This is a genomic window from Arcanobacterium bovis, assembly GCF_004331995.1.
Taxonomy (GTDB): Bacteria; Actinomycetota; Actinomycetes; order Actinomycetales; family Actinomycetaceae; genus Arcanobacterium_A; species Arcanobacterium_A bovis.
In genome coordinates, this window is sequence record NZ_SJDT01000003.1 from 22362 (window position 1) to 36870 (window position 14509).

General features: G+C 53.3%; 16 protein-coding genes. 1 reads left to right on the forward strand and 15 read right to left on the reverse strand.

Features of this window, described 5'->3' with window-relative positions; translation table 11 throughout:
* Positions 1–133 precede the first annotated feature (133 nt).
* The 9 genes from rplT to EZJ44_RS03935 all read right to left on the reverse strand — a co-directional run bounded on the left by rplT (position 134) and on the right by EZJ44_RS03935 (position 6404).
* Positions 134–514, reverse strand: coding sequence for a 50S ribosomal protein L20 (rplT, locus tag EZJ44_RS03895; protein ID WP_131280403.1), 381 nt, complete (start codon positions 512–514; stop codon positions 134–136).
* 30 nt (positions 515–544) lie between these two features.
* A complete protein-coding gene (gene rpmI / locus EZJ44_RS03900) occupies positions 545–739 on the reverse strand; it encodes a 50S ribosomal protein L35 (RefSeq protein WP_124053750.1) in 195 nt (64 codons plus the stop codon).
* Positions 740–817: 78 nt separating this feature from the next.
* A complete protein-coding gene (gene infC, locus EZJ44_RS03905) occupies positions 818–1516 on the reverse strand; it encodes a translation initiation factor IF-3 (protein WP_241658581.1) in 699 nt (232 codons plus the stop codon).
* Positions 1517–1754: 238 nt separating this feature from the next.
* A complete protein-coding gene (locus tag EZJ44_RS03910) occupies positions 1755–2480 on the reverse strand; it encodes an SseB family protein (protein WP_131280407.1) in 726 nt (241 codons plus the stop codon).
* 5 nt (positions 2481–2485) lie between these two features.
* Positions 2486–3214: a bifunctional 1-(5-phosphoribosyl)-5-((5-phosphoribosylamino)methylideneamino)imidazole-4-carboxamide isomerase/phosphoribosylanthranilate isomerase PriA gene (priA, locus tag EZJ44_RS03915; RefSeq protein WP_131280409.1), complete on the reverse strand. Its 729-nt coding sequence runs from the start codon at positions 3212–3214 to the stop codon at positions 2486–2488.
* Between the two features lie 47 nt (positions 3215–3261).
* A complete protein-coding gene (hisH, locus tag EZJ44_RS03920) occupies positions 3262–3897 on the reverse strand; it encodes an imidazole glycerol phosphate synthase subunit HisH (RefSeq protein WP_131280412.1) in 636 nt (211 codons plus the stop codon).
* Positions 3897–4523: a hypothetical protein gene (locus tag EZJ44_RS03925; RefSeq protein WP_131280415.1), complete on the reverse strand. Its 627-nt coding sequence runs from the start codon at positions 4521–4523 to the stop codon at positions 3897–3899. The genes hisH and EZJ44_RS03925 overlap by 1 nt, the downstream gene beginning before the upstream one ends.
* Positions 4520–5122, reverse strand: coding sequence for an imidazoleglycerol-phosphate dehydratase HisB (gene hisB / locus EZJ44_RS03930; RefSeq protein WP_131280418.1), 603 nt, complete (start codon positions 5120–5122; stop codon positions 4520–4522). The genes EZJ44_RS03925 and hisB overlap by 4 nt, the downstream gene beginning before the upstream one ends.
* 58 nt (positions 5123–5180) lie before the next feature.
* Positions 5181–6404 (reverse strand): histidinol-phosphate transaminase, encoded by a 1224-nt coding sequence (locus EZJ44_RS03935; RefSeq protein ID WP_131280421.1) that lies wholly within the window; start codon positions 6402–6404, stop codon positions 5181–5183.
* 82 nt (positions 6405–6486) lie between these two features.
* On the opposite strand from EZJ44_RS03935, the gene EZJ44_RS03940 reads away from it, so the two are divergent.
* Entirely contained in the window at positions 6487–7224 is a 738-nt protein-coding gene (locus tag EZJ44_RS03940; protein ID WP_241658582.1) for a VIT1/CCC1 transporter family protein, read from the forward strand.
* An 83-nt stretch (positions 7225–7307) separates the two neighbouring features.
* Here the strand turns inward: EZJ44_RS03940 and hisD are convergent, their stop codons facing one another.
* The 6 genes from hisD to EZJ44_RS03970 form a co-directional block, all read right to left on the reverse strand.
* Positions 7308–8645 (reverse strand): histidinol dehydrogenase, encoded by a 1338-nt coding sequence (gene hisD, locus EZJ44_RS03945; protein WP_131280428.1) that lies wholly within the window; start codon positions 8643–8645, stop codon positions 7308–7310.
* Between the two features lie 6 nt (positions 8646–8651).
* A complete protein-coding gene (locus EZJ44_RS03950) occupies positions 8652–9437 on the reverse strand; it encodes an isoprenyl transferase (protein ID WP_131280431.1) in 786 nt (261 codons plus the stop codon).
* Complete coding sequence (recO, locus tag EZJ44_RS03955; protein WP_131280434.1) at positions 9434–10177, reverse strand: DNA repair protein RecO; 744 nt, start codon at positions 10175–10177, stop codon at positions 9434–9436. The genes EZJ44_RS03950 and recO overlap by 4 nt, the downstream gene beginning before the upstream one ends.
* Positions 10178–10302: 125 nt before the next feature.
* Entirely contained in the window at positions 10303–12090 is a 1788-nt protein-coding gene (gene leuA, locus EZJ44_RS03960; protein WP_376988643.1) for a 2-isopropylmalate synthase, read from the reverse strand.
* A gap of 238 nt (positions 12091–12328) precedes the next feature.
* Positions 12329–13249, reverse strand: a complete 921-nt coding sequence (gene era, locus EZJ44_RS03965; RefSeq protein ID WP_131280438.1) for a GTPase Era — start codon at positions 13247–13249, stop codon at positions 12329–12331.
* Positions 13242–14507 (reverse strand): hemolysin family protein, encoded by a 1266-nt coding sequence (locus tag EZJ44_RS03970; protein WP_131280441.1) that lies wholly within the window; start codon positions 14505–14507, stop codon positions 13242–13244. Before EZJ44_RS03970 ends, era begins: the two co-directional genes overlap by 8 nt.
* Between the last annotated feature and the right edge of the window lie 2 nt (positions 14508–14509).

The following is a 14509-nucleotide window of genomic DNA, read 5'->3' on the forward strand; positions in this document are numbered from 1 at the left end:
AGCGTAAAAGTCCTTTTGCCGTACAGTCTACACTGCGTAGACACGAAATTTCCCTGTTCAAATGTAAATGCCCAAATACGAAAGTGGCTCGGAATCTTAAGATTCCGAGCCACTGTTAAAATCAAGTAACCGTTCAGGCTACAGGCGCATTGACGTCCTCTGGCAGAGCCTTGCGAGCCATCTCAACGATCGCAGCGAATGCTGGAGCGTCGTTCACCGCAAGCTCAGCGAGCATCCGGCGATCAACTTCAATGCCTGCAAGCTTGAGACCTTGCATGAAGCGATTGTAGGTCATGCCATTTGCGCGCGATGCAGCATTGATACGAGCAATCCAAAGCTTGCGGAACTCGTTCTTACGCACCTTGCGATCGCGGTAGTTGTACACCATTGAGTGTGTAACTTGTTCCTTTGCCTTGCGGTAAAGGCGCGAACGCTGACCACGGTAGCCTGATGCGCGCTCAAGCGTAGTGCGACGCTTCTTCTTGGAATTTACGGCGTTCTTTACGCGTGCCATCTTCTATTTCTCCTTGTTCCTAAAGCTTCTTCAGCGACCCAGCAGCTTCTTGACCTGCTTCACATCTGCACGTGCTACCGGCTGGTCCGAGGACAGACGGCGAGTGCGACGCGATGACTTGTGCTCAAGAAGGTGGCGCTTACCCGCCTGCTCACGCATGAGCTTTCCCTTGCCGGTCACGCGGAAGCGCTTCTTAGCTCCGGAGTGTGTCTTCATCTTTGGCATTTTCATGCTCCCTCTAGCTGCTCAACGCAGCAATAAGTACTCCACATGGGAGTGTGTTCGTGTTTGCTTTACCCGAAATTACTCAGCATTAGCGTCGTTAGCAGGCTCTTCTTCGACGTGCTCAGACTTACCTGCGACGCGCTCGTTATTCTTTTGAGCACGACGGGCTTCGTTCGCACGGCGGTTTTCCCGCTCTGCTTCACGACGACGGCGCTGATCCGATTTAGCTTCAGACTTACGTCGAATCGGGGCAAGTACCATAACCATCGCGCGTCCATCCACTCGTGGAGCCGATTCCACAATGCCGTTTTCTGAAGCATCTTGTGAAATTCTCTCCATCAAGCGCAGACCTTGCTCAGGTCGTGACTGCTCACGCCCACGGAAGCGCAATTGAATCTTGACTTTGTCGCCGCCATCAAGGAATTTAAGGATTCGCTTGAGCTTGGTTTCGTAGTCGTGCTGGTCGATCTTCAACCCAATACGAATCTCTTTTAGCTGCGTATTAGCCTGATTACGACGCGCATCTCGTGCCTTCTGGGCTGCCTCATACTTGAATTTGCCGTAGTCCATCAGCTTTGCGACTGGTGGTTTGGCATCTGGGGCAACCTCTACAAGATCGAGATTAGCTTCCTGAGCGAGACGCAGCGCATTTTCAATACGAACTACTCCGACTTGCTCGCCACCTGGACCAACAAGACGCACTTCAGGTACGTTAATTCGATCGTTGACTCTTGGCTCGTTGATAATTGCTCCTCTAACTTCGAGTGCGACGCGCACGGAGTCCAGAGGGCATACGGGGCTAACCGTATTTCCAAAACCCGGTTCCTAATCGAGTGGAACCCAGGTGGGATTTCTCCGCTTGCGTTCCGGCAATCTGCCGGTCGGTCGGATATAACACTACCAGCACCCGCCAGATTCACCAAGAATTCCTCTGGTTTGAGCCGCTATTTTGCCGTGAGTTTCCCCACTACCGCACAGTAAACGGCGCTACCATGAACTACCTCAAAGCCGAAAATCACTCGGCAGAGCGAATCGGAACAACTTCGAGCACATCAAGCCGCGAACGTACGTAATCTATCGTCTCGATACCTTGAAGCAATACTGCGATGGCGCTTTTCACCTGCTCAGCACCAACACCAGCTGGAACGTGTAAGCGCACTTGTGCAATATTCCCCTGCTGCGCTTTTACACTCAGATTCCACGCAAAACCTGCATGCGCAATATGCTTCTCCAAATGTTCCACGATTTTTGGATCATGCCACGGGGCTATCCATTCCATCCCCGCAGCTAACGAGATCACTGCACTGCGTCCCAAGTACATTTCGTGCTCACTCCCAGGGTCAAGCACAATCAGACCCCCTGAACGCCGCACGGCAAGTTGCGCCAATTCCGAGCCGTACAATGGAGCCGGCCGAGCCGCAGGCGCGAACTCAGCCAATGCTTGTGCGCTGGTAAACAGTGGCGTTGCTTGCCGGCCGCCAGGAAAATCTACGAGCACGAAATCTTGAGAGTCAACACTGCGTGGATCTGGTCTTTTCTCGTGCGGCATCACCGAGCCATCGCTTGTTCGCCCTGGATGCTCGTGCGGGAAAACCGCCATAAACACCCGATCGAGACACGAGATCACTTGCTCAGCTCGAAACTCGCGATCAACACGCAAAGCTGATGCCACAGTCTCAGCGCACGCACCGTCGTCGCCCGCGAAAGGATTGGGAGCTAATAAACGATCGATATCAGGCAAGAATACTATCCTTCTGCAACAACGAGAGCTTGCTCTAACGTCATTTTCCCAGCATATAGGGCTTTTCCAACGATAGCGCCCTCCACACCCGCTTCGGTCAGTGCTCGCAAAGCGCGTAAATCATCCAAATCTGACACTCCTCCAGATGCAATCACAGGGCGATCCGTAGCCTCACAAACTCGCCGCAGTAACTCCACATTTGGCCCGCGCAACGTGCCATCTTTCTCAACGTCAGTGACGACGTAACGCGCACAGCCGGCGTCGTTGAGACGTTTGAGCACCTCCCACAGATTACCACCCTCGGACGTCCATCCGCGCGCAGCTAGCGTCTCACCACGCACATCAAGGCCGACGGCGATCTGCTCGCCATATCGCGCAATAGCGCAAGCCGTCCACTGCGGGTCTTCGAGTGCCGCGGTACCAAGATTGACGCGCGCCGCACCGGCGTCGATAGCACGCGCAAGCGAATCGTCGTCACGGATACCACCAGATAGCTCGATATTCACTCCCTGCACATCCCGCACAATTCGTGCCAATAACTCGTGATTTGATCCACGCCCGAAAGCGGCATCGAGGTCAACCAGGTGGATCCAAGACGCTCCTGCAGCTACGAAATTTGCTACTGCTTGCGCCGGATCGCCATAGGACTCTTCCGTGCCAGCTTCCCCCTGGAGCAACCGCACAGCCTGGCCATTCACTACGTCAACGGCCGGCAGCAATTGAAGTTTTTTCATGAGATTCTCACTTAGTAGTAGCCGAGTTAGTCTTTCCCAATGCCTTGTCACAAGGTCTTAAGCCAGTTTTCGAGCAGGTGCAAGCCAGCATCAGCGGATTTTTCCGGATGGAATTGGGTGGCGCACAATGCACCGTTTTCCACAGCGGCCACAAAATCCCCGTAATGATTGGCATAAGACACGATCGGCGGTGCAAAAACCTCCGCTTCGTCAGCCATCTGTACTGCGGGATCGCTTTGCACCGCATAGGAATGTACGAAATAGAAGCGTTCATTCTCAATGCCAGAAAATAAGGCAGAACCATTGCCAGGACGCACCTGCGACCAGCCCATATGAGGAACCACCGGCGCGTCAAGTTTATCGACCGAACCGCGCCACTGAGCCAATCCCTCATGCACCCCAAATTCCGTGCCGCGATCAAACATGATTTGCAAGCCCACGCAGATACCAAATACTGCCTGGCCACCGGCCAGCCGGCGCTCAATCATCCGATCAGCACGCACAGCACGAATTTTGTTCATCACTGCCGCAAATGCACCCACACCTGGCACTACCAGCCCGTCGGCGTTCATGACCAGCTCTGGTTGAGCGGTTAGTTCAACGCTGGCACCTACATGTTCCAGTGCGCGCACCACCGAGCGCACGTTGCCAGTATCAGCATCCAACACCACAACTTTATGCATCAGTTGTCGCCTCCAGTGCGGCCAGTCCCTGCGTGGTCGTCCCCTGCGCCGTCGTTACCAGTGCGGTCGTTCCCGAAAAATTGATTTTGTAGCTCGGACGGTAGCTCGCTGGTGTGGAGAGCTCCTTTGAGTTCAGCAACTGGCGCAGCTCCCAAGATTATCTGTTCAATGATTGGATCGAGTGAATTGAGCAGTAATCCAGGTGCGATTTCGTCTCCCAGTTTTTGATCAATCACTCTCCGTGCCGTAACCAGGCCAGATACGCCCGGTTCCCCACCGACGTCGTCGCCCAACTCTGCACTGATAAGCACCACTCCGTAGCCTGGCGCCATTCGAGACAGTTGCGCCGCAATCGCGGTGGGCTCGTTCGGATCTTGAGCAGCGTCCTGAGATTGCACTCCCGCAGCGTGTTCTGAGGCTACGTCAGCTCCGAGTTCAGGTTCGCCGCCCAGAAGTTCTGCGATATCCCAGTCATCAAAAGTTGGAACCGGAACGTCACGAGTGACGATTACTCCCGAACGAGTTTGCAATACGTGTGCGTCCACCTTGTGTAACGCCAAAATTGCCGCCACAACCTCTGGCTTATCAAAAGGCGTGAGCACCACAATACGTTTACGTGAGCTCACAGTGCACCTTTCGTTGACGGAACGCCCTCAACGCGATCATCGCGGGCAACAGCAGCGCGCAGAGCTCGCGCAAGTGATTTGAACTGCGCTTCTACAATATGGTGTGGATCGCGCCCATAGAGAAGTTCAATGTGCAAGCATATCCCGGCGTTGTAGGCCAAAGACTCGAAAAAGTGGCGCGTCATAGAACCAGTGAAATGCCCACCGATCAGGTGATACTCCTGCCCAGCTGGCTCCCCACGATGTACTACATAAGGCCGCCCCGCCACATCTACGACGGCGCGTGCCAGAGCTTCGTCGAGAGGAACGAGAGCATCGCCAAAACGGGCAATTCCCGTTTTATCGCCAAGTGCTGTTTGGAGAGCTTGTCCAAAGCAAATTGCCGTATCTTCAACAGTGTGGTGCACGTCGATATGAACATCGCCCTTAGCCTGAACGCGCAAGTCGATCAGGGAATGTTTACCCAGCGCAGTGAGCATATGGTCGAAGAATGGCACGCCGGTATCAACATCGGTGCGCCCGTGCCCATCGAGATTAATTTCTACCGAAATCGCCGACTCGGATGTTTCTCGGGCAAAACTCGCAATCCGCTCACTCATGGTTGCGCCTTCCTCAGAATTCCTTGCTTTTGTATAGTGCTAGGTTAGCGTTTTCAGTTTACATGTGGTCGACATACGCCTTGTGCAGCGCCGAGAGGAAACGTTCCTTTTCGGCTGGCGTACCAACGCTCACTCGTAACCAGCCGTCCGGCCCAACTTCCCTAATCAGCACGCCTTCGTTAAGTAAATCTTGCCATGTTTGGTGACGATTAGCGATTTTGCCAAAAAACACAAAATTCGCATCTGACGGCGCAATCTCAAAGCCCATTTCTTGCAATGAGCAAGCTAACGAGTCGCGGTCGGCACGGATTTGTGCCACTTGCTCCATCAACGCTGATCGATTTGTCAGGGCTGCTGAGGCGGCGGCCTGAGTGATGGCGGAAAGATGATACGGCAAGCGCACGAGCATAATCTGCTCAATGATCGATTTTGCCGCAGCCATATAACCCAATCGCAATCCAGCAGCACCGAAGGCCTTCGACATAGTCCTCGTAACAATGAGGTGCTCGTAGCGATCAAGCAGCTCTAAAGCACTGGGAACGCCCTCACGTCGAAATTCTGCATAGGCTTCGTCTACCACGACGATCGTCGCGGTGCGGCGTGCAGGAACGCCGTCGTCGTCAGTAACACAGACGTCGGTATCGCGCGTCACCGCATTGTCTCGCGTTGCGCCGTCGCTCGCAAGCGGACCAGACTCGCGTGTGAGCTCGAGAATTTCACGCAACTCAGCTTCGCTTAACGCGGTACCGGTTGGATTGTTTGGTGAGGCAAGAAAGACGACGCTCGGGTGGTGAACGTCAAGCACTCGCCGTATTTCGTCAAAATCAAGTGAGAAGTCCGGTTTGCGCGTGCCAGCAACCCACGTGCTGAATGAATCGCGTGTATATTCGGGATACATCGAATAACTGGGCAAAAAACTTGCCACCACACGCTGCGGTCCAGCAAAGGCCTGCAAAATATGCATCATGATCTCGTTGGAACCATTAGCAGCCCAGATCAAATCGGGGGCAATTCGCACGCCAGACTCCTCCGCAAGGTAATCAGAGAGGTCGCACCGAAGCTTTGAAAAATCGCGGTCTGGGTAGCGGTTGAGATCTTTTATGGCCGCGGTAACGGAAGCACTGATCGCCTCGCACAGATCGCTTGAGGGCGAATATGGGTTTTCGTTCACATTAAGACGCACGGGTACGTCGAGTTGTGGAGCGCCATACGGTGATTGCCCACGTAGATCGGCACGGAAGGGCAAAAATACGTCCCGAGTTGGGTTTGTTTCTTGCTCCAAGGTAAGCCTCCCCTTGCTGGTATTAATTGAAAAAACTCAATATTTTCGAACTATGAACAATGTTAGCGCGTGTAATAATTGCGTGGAGGACAATACAGATGTTGAGACTTTGGAAGTCATTGAGGCTCAAGACGGCGCGATGAATTCGCGGCTCAACTGGTTGCGTGCCGGAGTGCTCGGTGCCAACGACGGTATTGTGTCGACCGCTGGTCTGGTAGTTGGCGTTGCTGGTGCAGCCGTTAATTCCCACGCCCTTTTCGTATCTGGCGTGGCGGGTCTTGTTGCAGGCGCGCTATCAATGGCTGCCGGTGAGTTTGTGTCTGTTTCTACACAGCGCGATTCGGAACGGGCAGCGCTTGTGCGGCAACGTAAAGCTATTGCGAAAGATCCGGTTGGTTCACAGCGCAGACTGGCTGGAATTATTGCCGGGCATGGAGTGTCAAAGTTTTTAGCAACTCGCATGGCAAGCGAATTGAGCCGAACAGATCAAGACGCTGAAGCTGCACATGCTCGCTTTGAATTGGGCATCGATCCCGCTGAGCTCACAAATCCGTGGCACGCTGCGCTTGCCTCGATGGCAGCCTTTGCGCTTGGCGCGATTATCCCGCTGCTTGCTATTTTGCTTAGCCCTACGCAGTGGGCGGTGACTATCACGGTGATTGCTGTGAGCGTTTCTTTAACGATCACTGGAGCGGTATCGGCAAAACTCGGCGAAGCCCCAGTGATACCCGCAACGATTAGGAATATTGTGTGGGGCAATATCGCCATGATCGTCACATACGGTATTGGTTCTTTGGTGGGCGGTTTGGGGCCAGCATAAAGAACTCAACCAACGCTGCTATGACGAACTACACTCGACCGATTTGCCGCTTTATTGCGCCAAATCGGCCGAATGGTATTCATCTAAAGCTGATCGTTGATCCGCACTTCCAACGAATGTGCATGCGCCGGTAAATCCTCGTCCACGGCAATCGCAGCCAAAGCCGGATACAAACCACTCATCGCTTCGCGCGTGTATTCAATCTCCTGCACTGGCTTAATAAAAGCCATCACGTTGAGCCCCGCAGCAAAGCGAGCAGTGCCACCCGTAGGCAACACATGGTTCGATCCTGCCATATAGTCACCCAATGGAACCGGCGAAAATGCGCCAACGAAAATCGCACCTGCATTATGAATCTTCTGCGCCACGTCGCGCGCCTGCGCGGTGTGAATCTCTAAGTGTTCAGCGCCATAAGCATTAGCAACCTGCACAGACTGCCCCAAATCACTTGTGATAACCACACCAGACTGCGGCCCACTCAAAGCCGTACGCACGCGCTGAGAATGCTTCGTCTGCACAATTTGCTGCTCTAATGCTTCTTCTACCCTGGATACCAAATCGAGTGAATGAGTAATCAGTACCGACGCAGCGCAAGGATCGTGCTCAGCTTGCGACACCAAATCAGCCGCCACATACTCAGGGCGTGCCGTTTCATCAGCAATAATGGCAATCTCAGTGGTTCCTGCTTCGGCGTCAATCCCCACGATGCCATGTACCGCTCGCTTCGCCGCAGCCACATAAATATTGCCTGGTCCGGTCACCACATCTACAGGCTCGCACAGCACTTCGCCGTCGCGCTGAATATCTTCACCACGCGCACCATAGGCGAACATAGCAATCGCTTGCGCGCCGCCCACCGCATACACTTCCGTGATTCCCAACAGCTTACAAGCTGCCAAAATCGTGGGATGTGGGAGCCCGCCATGTTCCTTTTGCGGAGGTGACGCCAAAGCAATCGTCTCTACACCCGCCACCTGTGCCGCCACCGCATTATGTATCACCGACGACGGATACACAGCCAAGCCCCCAGGCACATACAATCCAACGCGCTTAACCGGAATCCACCGCTGACGCACCACGCCACCCGGAACGATCTGCGTCTCTTTCGGCTGCGGCAACTGTGCCTCATGGCCACGGCGATTGTGGTCAATCGACATCAGCAAACCCTCACGCAGATCAGCGCTGAGCTCTGCCTCGGCTTGGTCAAGCGCAGCTTGGGGCACCCGCAAATACTCGGGCCGCACGCCGTCGAAACGCTCAGCCAAATCGCGCAACGCAACTGCACCGGCGTCGCGAACTGCATTAATAATCGGCAGCACGGCGTCGAGAGCGCGTTCAATATTCAACTCTGCGCGCGGCAGCGCCTTCGCAAGCTCTGTCTGCGTTAAGTCACGTCCACGAAGATCTACCTGATTGAGCATCTGCGCCTACCCTTCCGTCACGGTATCGACCGCTGTACCAAATCTGCGATCACGGTTAGCGTACCTGCAAATACAGTCCCACAGGTGCCGACGATCAAAATCTGGCCACGCCTCATCCACAAACATGAACTCAGCATAGCTTGACTGCCACAACATGAAATTAGAAATGCGCTGCTCACCACCAGTGCGAATGAACAAATCTACCGGTGGCAAATGCGGATGATAGAGGTTGCGCGAAATCGTTTCTGGGGTGATGCGCTCAGCTTTCAAGTCACCGCGCGCAACCCGAGCAGCAATATTGCGCACCGCGTCCGTCACCTCGGCCTGGCCTCCATAGTTCACACAAAAATTCACGGTGATGACGTCGTTCCCCCGGGTGAGTTCCTCAGCTTCTTTCAGCTCTTTTATTACAGACTTCCACAGGCGTGGCTGCCTGCCTGACCACAGGATTTTCACGCCCCACGAGTTGAGTTCATCTCGACGCCGGTGGATCACGTCGCGTGAATACCCCATAAGGAACGCAACTTCTTGCGGTGAACGCCGCCAGTTCTCGGTGGAAAAAGCGTAAACGGACACCACGCGCACGCCCATTTCGATCGCTCCAGCAATAACATCCATCAATGAAAGCTCGCCGGCTTTGTGTCCCTCGGTTCTAGGCAGATTCCGTGCATTTGCCCATCGACCGTTGCCATCCATCACAATTGCAATATGTGCGGGCACTTTATTGGCATCGCACGCAGGTGCAATAGCTCCAGAGGCGTGTTTGGGAGGAACACGGTACTTGTCAGTCATGAAATCAACCTACTATCCACATATTTCAAGGAACGCACCTGCTTTTCCATATGCCATTGCAAATACGCTCCGATAATAGCACCAGCACTCTTTCGGGTGGGCTCATCAGCAAGGGCGGCAATCTTCCAATCTCCTGAGATCAGCGCGCCCAATAGCTGCCAGGTTTCCACACTCGGAATCGCACAACCCGCCGGACGGCAATCGGCGCATACCGCGCCACCAATATGCACATTCAATGCCTCGTGCGGCCCTTCAACTCCACACCGTGCGCACTCAAATACTGCAAATTCCCAACCGGAATATTTCATCGCGCGCAAAATATAGGAGTACAAGATAAGGTCTTGGTGGTGTGCGCCAGTAGCCATTGCGTGTAGCGCCCCGTGTAGAAGGAGAAACTGAGCTAAATCAGGTTCGCCCTCGGTAGACATCAGCTGATCGGCTGTCTCGAGTAAAGCACTCGCAGCCGTATAGAGATCATAGTGCGTGATGATCGAGCGATGATACTCATTAATCGTCTCTACCTGGGTAATCACGTCAAGCGTTCGCCCATAATATAGTTGAACGTCCACATGAGAAAATGGTTCAAGTCTTGCACCGAAGCGCGACTTCGTTTTGCGCACGCCCTTTGCAATACCCCGAATTTTCCCATGCTCGCGCGAAAACATCGTGATAATACGATCTGCTTCACCCAAATCGTGGGTGCGAAGCACAATCGCTTGGTCACGATAGGTTTTGTTCATTTTTCTAGAATATCCCTAAATTGGCCAAAACACGGTATTTGAAATACCTTTTTGCGATGTTTCAATGCGGATTCGCTTAACTTTTCATCACCGTGTCACTCACGTGCCGCGCGCATCGCCACTCCTTAGCGCAGCGCTCGATTCACCGCCGACACAATCGCGTTAAATGCAGCGCGAATCGTAGAAGAATCTACGCCTACGCCCCACAAGATTTGCCCGCCAATATTACATTCCACATACGAAGCTGCCCGGGCGTCCCCACCGGCAGACATCGCGTGTTCCACGTAATCCAAAATCTCAATCTCAATGCCGAGTTGAGCAATGGCACGCACGAATGCATCAATCGGGCCATTTCCAGCCGCTTCAACCGTCCGATCTTCGCGCGCTGACTCATCTCCATCATTTAGCGCAACTGGCTGGGAAATCGTGACGGTCAAAACGGTCCGTGCGCCGTCGTCGTCAGCCCAAATATTGGTACCACGCAGCGCATACTTACCCCACGGCTGCAAATCAGGTGCCAGAATGTACGGCAAGAACTCATCAGCAAAAATACGCCACAACTGATCTGCGGTAATCTCGCCGCCAAAGCGATCCGTGTATCGTTGCACGATTCGCGCCAACTCGATTTGCAAGCGACGCGGAAGATCCATGCCGTGCACAGCGGACATCAAATATGCAATGCCGCCCTTGCCAGACTGCGAGTTTACCCGCACCACAGCTTCGTAGGTGCGTCCCACGTCTTTGGGATCAATAGGCAGATACGGCACATTCCAGACAACTGCGTTTTCGTCTCCTCCGGCTTGGGCAACCGCTTTTGCCCGCGCCGCGAATCCCTTTTTGATCGCGTCTTGATGCGATCCCGAAAACGAGGTGTACACCAAATCGCCTGCGTAAGGGGTGCGCGGCGGCACGTCCATATTCGTACAGTGCTCCACAATGCGCCGAATCTCATCAATATTGGACACGTCCAGCTGCGGATCCACACCACTAGAAAACAGGTTCAAAGCCACCGTAATAAGATCGACGTTTCCGGTGCGCTCGCCGTGCCCAAACAGGCATCCCTCCACTCGATCCACACCTGCCAACAGTGCAAGCTCGGTGGTTGCAACGCCGGTTCCCCGATCATTGTGATTGTGAGCCGAAAGCGCCACAAATTCGCGCCGCGAGAGATTGCGGCTCATCCACTCAATCTGATCCGCGTACACATTCGGTGTGCATCTCTCCACTGTAGTGGGCAGATTCAAAATGATTTCACGATCCGCGTCAGGCTGCCACACGTCCATCACAGCTTCGCAAACTTCTAAAGCAAAATCGAGTTCAGTATCGACAAATATTTCGGGCGAATACTCAAATCCCGCAATTGTGGTGTCGTCCAGCGTCTTTTCCATATAGGCGAGCACTTCCTGAGTGCCCGAAACTGCCAAGTGTTTCGTCTGCTCGCGGTCGTTATTGAAGACGACGGAGCGGAAAGTTGGCGACGTCGCATTGTACAGATGCACTGTAGCGCGCGGCAGACCCTGCAATGCGTCGATCGTGCGGTGGATGATCTCTGGGCGCGACTGCGTGAGCACTGAAATTGTTACGTCCTCAGGAACCAAATCTTCCTCAACCAAGGAACGTACAAAATCCCAATCGGTTTGTGATGCAGCCGGAAAACCGACTTCGATTTCCTTAACGCCAATATTGACCAGCAACTCAAAAATCTTGCGTTTCTGATCAGGATTCATCGGCTCAATCAACGATTGATTGCCATCGCGCAAATCAGTTGAAAGCCACCGTGGCGCCCGGGTAATTCTATTATTTGGCCAGGTGCGATCTGGTAAAGCTATCGGGTTCGCATCGAGAAAATGCTGGTATTTTGCCGTTGGCATCGACGAATTGCTCTGTGCCCGATTGTATCCTTGGGTTTTCATAACTCTCCTTTATGTAGCTAGTTCGTGGATCGACACCAGTTACCCGCGGAGAGGAGTCGATCTAGCGAACCTCGCCGCGGCCATTTAGAAGAAGAAACATCCCAACATTGTACATATCTTCACTTTAAGATAAACGGCACTCGCACGCATATTGGCTCAAATTGTGGAATATCCACAATAAGAGCTCGGACGATAGTCAGCACTTGGATGAGATTGGGGATTCGTGTATTGAGAATAATTAGAAACCGAGCCGACCCAGTAGCTTCGGATTACGCTGCCAGTCTTTCGCCACTTTGACACGGATATCAAGATAAACCGGCCGGCCAAGCAGACGCTCGATATTATGACGTGCTTCTTGCCCGACTTTCTTGAGCCGCGCTCCCCCAGTACCGATCACAATTCCTTTTTGAGAATCGCGTTCCACAAACACAGAAGCGTGAATCGCCAAAATCGGTTCACCCTTTCCGCCAGCGCGTTCGCGTTCTTCCATTTCTTCAATGACGACGGCGATCGAGTGCGGAAGTTCGTGACGCACGTCCGAGAGCGATGCTTCTCGAATCATCTCAGCGATCAGATCTTCTTCAGTTTCATCGGTGACTGCATCACGCGGATAAAGCGGCGGCGAAAGCGGCATTCGTTCCAGCAGCAAGGAAATCAGGAGTTCAGTTTGCTCACCTTGAATAGCTGAAATCGGCACAATTTCGGCAAAATCTGCATAGAACTCATTAACAGCAATGAGTTTGGTAGCCAAGGCTTCTCGTGAAATCTTGTCGCATTTGGTAATAACGGCGATGATGGGCGCTTTCGTTTGCTTGACCAAATTCAATAAGAACCGATCCCCCGGACCGATCTTTTCATCCGCAGGTAAACACAACGCCACGCAATCTACGTCCGCCAAGGATTCGTGCACCATGTCATTCAAGCGCTCGCCCAACAGAGTACGTGGGCGGTGCAAACCCGGCGTATCAACCAAAATAAGCTGCCCGACGTCGCGATTTACGATACCGCGGATAACGCGCCTCGTGGTTTCTGGCTGATTCGCAGTGATAGCGATCTTCTGCCCTACCAGCGCATTCGTAAGGGTAGACTTCCCCGCGTTTGGGCGTCCCACAATAGCGGTAAAGCCTGCCCGAAAATCGTCTGGCCAAGAATTATTCATCAATATTTTCCTCTGGTGCTAATGAAGCAATGATTGTGGCAAGGCGCTTACGCCTGCCTTCAAAACGATCTGCCGCCAATTCTAAACCTTGAACTACCGTATGAGAGCCGGTGATAGGCACTCGACCGAGAGCTTTCGCAAGCAAACCACCGGCAGTATCGACGTCGTCATCCTCGATACTTAAACCGAACAGTTCGCCAAGATCGTCTATCGGCAAACGTGCAGGTACTCGGAATGTACCATCGTCCAGCGCTTCAACTTCTGGATGAGCAACGTCGTGCTCATCAACCATCTCACCCACAAGTTCTTCAAGCAAATCCTCAATGGTAACCAACCCGGCAATGCCACCATATTCATCTACAACGAGGGCGATATGCACTGTATTTGCCTGCATTTCGTGTAGCAGGGCATCTACCATCTTGGTTTCAGGCACAAACACCGGTTTGCGCATAACATCGGCTACCGTGATCTCTTTAGGATTGACGCGGTGATGAACACGCCGAATGGCATCTTTTAGATAAAGCACGCCACGCAGATCATCTACCGAATCACCAATCACCGGAACACGAGAGAATCCAGACCTCGCAAACAGCGAGAATGCACGATCTACAGATTCGTCGCCGCCGATAGAAATCATGTCTGTGCGGGGCACCATCACTTCGCGCACTCGTGTGCGAGAAAGCTCGAACACCGAATGGAGAAGCGAGCGCTCGTCGTCTTCAATCGCTTCGGATTCCGAAACGCGTTCTACCATCAAGGCGAGCTGATCTTCATGCTCGGTTTCGCGCTCGTCGTCGTCCGCTGTGTCACGACGTCCGGCGAACAACGCTGTAAGTTTCGTAAAAACCCACAAAACGTAATTGACGCTACGAATCACTCCCAAGGGATGTTTGCGCCCAAACGACCCCGGGAAAACGAAAGACACAATCGCACTGCCACCCGCAATTACTGCAAGCGAGAGCACGAGCAGGAGCCAAAAATTCTGCACAAAATGATTGAGTGCCGCAGCGGTAGAAATAGCGAAGATCGCCGCAAACACTACCCGCGCACCGTGCGTTGCTGTGATTGCACTGGCACGCTCATTGACAATGTTCGCAATGTATTTTCCGCCCGCATCATGAGCTGCAGCTTCGGCAGCCTCAGACCGAGTCACGCGATTTACCGCAGTTGCGATCACTCCGGTATAGGACATCGCACACAGCGACAACACAGCAATAATAATCTCCACGCTCAGCGGGATCGAAGCAAAATCACTCACAG